General features: G+C 50.0%; 5 protein-coding genes. All 5 read left to right on the forward strand.

Annotation, left to right across the window (positions count from 1 at the left end):
• Positions 1-809, forward strand: an 809-nt coding sequence (locus ACY69O_RS08830; RefSeq protein ID WP_462333100.1) for a nickel-dependent hydrogenase large subunit, incomplete at its 5' end; no start/stop codon positions are given.
• 15 nt (positions 810-824) lie between these two features.
• On the forward strand, positions 825-1,523 hold the full coding sequence (cybH, locus tag ACY69O_RS08835) for a Ni/Fe-hydrogenase, b-type cytochrome subunit (RefSeq protein WP_462333101.1): 699 nt from the start codon (positions 825-827) through the stop codon (positions 1,521-1,523).
• Between the two features lie 20 nt (positions 1,524-1,543).
• Positions 1,544-1,786 (forward strand): heavy-metal-associated domain-containing protein, encoded by a 243-nt coding sequence (locus ACY69O_RS08840; RefSeq protein ID WP_072936565.1) that lies wholly within the window; start codon positions 1,544-1,546, stop codon positions 1,784-1,786.
• 102 nt (positions 1,787-1,888) lie between these two features.
• Positions 1,889-2,227, forward strand: coding sequence for a hydrogenase maturation nickel metallochaperone HypA (gene hypA, locus ACY69O_RS08845; protein WP_462333102.1), 339 nt, complete (start codon positions 1,889-1,891; stop codon positions 2,225-2,227).
• A gap of 4 nt (positions 2,228-2,231) precedes the next feature.
• Positions 2,232-2,802, forward strand: a 571-nt coding sequence (hypB, locus tag ACY69O_RS08850; RefSeq protein ID WP_462333103.1) for a hydrogenase nickel incorporation protein HypB, incomplete at its 3' end; no start/stop codon positions are given.

The raw sequence follows: 2,802 nt of genomic DNA on the forward strand, positions 1-2,802 counted from the left end.
CATGGTACGAATACGACGGAAAAGGCGGAGATGCTCAGCCGCGTCATCCATGGGAAGGCCAGACGAAGGCCAAATATACGGGCCCGAAGGTCGGTACGCCTACGGATTGGAAAGAGCTTAATGAGAAGGGCAAATATTCCTGGCTCAAGACTCCGCTGTGGCGCAATAAAATGTGCGAGGTCGGTCCGCTGGCTCACTACATCGTCATCTACACAAAGGCTAAACAGGGACTCCTGCCTGATATGACATGGGCAGAGAAGATGATGGTAGACCAGATTGAGGCAGTTTCGAAGGTTCTCGGACTTGCTCCTGAGGTATGGCTCCCGACAATGGTCGGCCGTACGGCTGCCCGTGCTCTTGACTGCCAGATTAATGCCGAGGTTGAGAAGTTCTTCTTCGATAAGCTCATCGAGAATATCAAGAGCGGCGATACACAGGTTGCTTCCATGGATAAATGGGATCCGTCCACATGGCCTAAACGTGCTGTCGGTGTTGGTCTCTACGAAGCACCGCGCGGAGGTCTCAGCCACTGGATAACAATCGAGAACGGCAAGATTTCCAATTATCAGTGTGTTGTTCCGACTACATGGAACGCATGCCCGAGAGACGACAAGGCAGGCCACGGCGCATACGAGCAGGCGATGATGGACACGAAGGTCAAGATTGCAGACAAGCCACTTGAAATCGTCAAGGTCATCCGCTCCTTCGACCCGTGCATGGCATGCGCAACGCATCTTTTCAATGAGAAGGGCGAAAAGATTAATGTTGTTACGACCGATCCATACGGCGGCATGCATGTCGACGCCTGAGAGAGGTGAGTGAATATGGTTAAGGAAGAACGGAGGATATATTACCTCTTCAGTCCGTTCCTGCGGATATTCCATTGGGTCATGGCAGTGAGCATCATCGTGATGTTCGTTTCAGGCCTTTTGATTACGAAGCCGGTTTACATCAATGCTCTCGAGCCGACGTATACGGTGTTCCTCGTTGATGTGACACGAAGCGTGCATTTCCTTGCGGCGTTCGTGTTCTGTGCTTCGCTGATTCTCCGCGTCTACGGATATATTATCAACCGCGGCGACCGTCTGTTCCCGCGTGTTTTGGAAGGCCATTTCTACTCTGAAACTGTTGATGTGGCACTTCATTATATGCTTCTGAAGAAATCCCATGCACCGTTCCTCAGAAACCCGCTGGCGCGTATGTCCTATGCAGGACTTTACGTGATGGCAGCAATCGAGATCGTTACGGGCTTTGCTATGTACAACATGGCAGACCCGAACACTATCGGAGGCTTCCTGTTCGGCTGGGTGAACACGGTGCTCGGCGGAGAGTACATGACTCATGTGGTACATCACTACTGCGCATGGGGTATCATGCTCTTCGTTATCGGTCATATTTACATGGCTATCCGCGCGGATTTCATGGAGGGCGAGGGAGAAATTTCCAGTATGTTCAACGGTACCAAGCTTCTGGAGCATGAACCGAAGGACGCCTGTGAGGTTGAGCCTCCCAAAACGAAATAAATATATGGAGGAATTCACTGATGTGTAAAGAATGCGGCTGCGGCCAGAATAACGGAAATACCCGTTTGCAGTTTATTACCGAAGGTTATACGGAAGAAAGTGCAAAGACGGTCGAGAAGGCTCTTCTGGGACTGCCGGGGGTAATGTATGTACATATCCACTGGCATGAAGGTGAAACGACAATTGATTATAATCCGTCCAAGACAAAGATGACGGAAATCATCAAGGTATTTTCGGATAACGGTCTCGAAGCCGGATTGTGATATATTCCGAGGGGACGCCGAATGGCGTCCCCTTTTTTTCAAATATGTAATATTTTTATTTGCGGTAAAACGCAGACAAGGATATTATGAGGAGGTGGACGGATGCACGAAATGTCGCTGGCGGAAGGTATCCTTGGAATCGCTAAGGACTACGCAGAGCAGAACGGTGCGGCCAAGGTAACAAAAATCGCTCTTTTGATTGGCGATATGGCAGGAGTCGAAACAGACTCCCTTGAGTTCTGTCTGGGCATTGTGAAGAAGGGGACACTGGCGGAGGATGCCGAGGTTGTTATTCAGCATGTGCCTCTGGTGGGCCGCTGCAGTATGTGCGGAAAAGAACGTCCGATAGAAAAGTATAATTTTATCTGCTCTGATTGCGGAGGAGTCATGGAAACTGTCTCGGGCCGCGAGATGAGAGTGGATTATCTGGAAATGGAGTGAGCAGATGGAAGTCAAGGTCATGCAGGACGTGCTGGGAGAAAATGATAAAATCGCGGAGTCGATTCATGACAAGCTCGCGGCACAGGGTGTTTTTGTAATGAATCTTCTGGGCTCTCCGGGCTCGGGAAAGACAACGCTTTTGGAGCGTACGCTTGAGAAGCTTGCAAAGGAGATGCGTATAGCAGTCATTGAGGGTGATCTTTTTACCTCCAAGGACGCTGACCGCATCGCAACCCATGGAGCGGAGGTCATTCAGGTGAATACCAGCGGCGGCTGCCATCTGGAAGCACCGATGATTGAGAAAGCTCTTGCGGATATGGACTGGAAATCTATGGATATGCTCGTCATCGAGAATGTTGGAAATCTTGTCTGTCCTGCGGAGTTTGCTCTTGGTGAGCAGGCGAAGGTTACGGTGCTTTCCATCACCGAGGGAAATGATAAGCCTATGAAGTATCCTTTGATTTTCAAGGAATCTTCTCTTGCTATTCTTAACAAGGTGGATTTGCTTCCATATACGGACTTCAGCGTGGAGAATGCTGTGGAGGATATCACGACGATTCACCCGGGAGTTACGG

Source organism: Schwartzia sp. (in: firmicutes), assembly GCF_978017985.1.